Below are 924 nucleotides of genomic sequence, written 5' to 3'. Positions count from 1 at the left end.
AATAGATATTCAATGAAAAACATAGACAACAAATAAAAAAAACTACAAAAAATAATTTACAATCTAACCACAACTAAGAAAATTCACTGTCATCCATCAACTGAAAAATTAATTATTGCACAGCCAATATATTAAAAATTTTTATAAAAATTCTAATTTTTTTCATTGTGGTGAAAAATATAGGTGTAAACATGATAAAAAGAGAATTGTATCTAAATAAAATCAGACCATATATGGATAAAAACCTTATTAAAGTCATTAGTGGGATTAGAAGATGTGGAAAATCAGTTATATTACAACAAATTTGTGAGGAACTTGAAAATTCAGGAGTGGATGAAGAAAATATAATATTAATAAATTTAGAATTAATGGAATATTCTAATATTAAAAATATTAATGAATTTTATGACTTAATAAATAAAAAAATAAACAACAAGTCTAGAAAAACATACTTACTTCTTGATGAAATACAAAATATAGAAAACTGGGAAAAACTTGTAAACTCATATTTAGCTGAAGGAAACTATGATATTTACATTACGGGATCAAATTCTAAACTCCTCTCTGGAGAATTAGCAACATATTTAACTGGACGTTTTGTTGAAATAAAAATTTATCCATTCTCATTTTTAGAATATTTAGAATATAAAAAAACAAATAATAAATATTTGAATGAATATGAACAATTTAAAGAATATATGAAATATGGGGGTATGCCCTCTACATTTGATTTTGAAGAAATAGAAAAAACGCAATACCTCCAAGATCTTTACAACTCAATAATTTTTAAGGATATATTGGCTGTGCAATAATTAATTTTTCAGTTGATGGATGACAGTGAATTTTCTTAGTTGTGGTTAGATTGTAAATTATTTTTTGTAGTTTTTTTTATTTGTTGTCTATGTTTTTCATTGAATATCTATT

General features: G+C 23.4%; 1 protein-coding gene. It reads left to right on the top strand.

Annotated features, from left to right (window positions below):
* Nucleotides 1-191: 191 nt before the first annotated feature.
* A complete protein-coding gene (locus MBFIL_RS04740) occupies nucleotides 192-812 on the top strand; it encodes an ATP-binding protein (RefSeq protein ID WP_066971956.1) in 621 nt (206 codons plus the stop codon).
* Nucleotides 813-924: the final 112 nt, after the last annotated feature.

Origin of the sequence: Methanobrevibacter filiformis, assembly GCF_001639265.1 — an archaeon.
In the GTDB taxonomy this organism is placed as follows: domain Archaea; phylum Methanobacteriota; class Methanobacteria; order Methanobacteriales; family Methanobacteriaceae; genus Methanacia; species Methanacia filiformis.
Note: the sequence above shows the minus strand (reverse complement) of the source record. Positions and strands in the feature narration are given on the sequence as shown.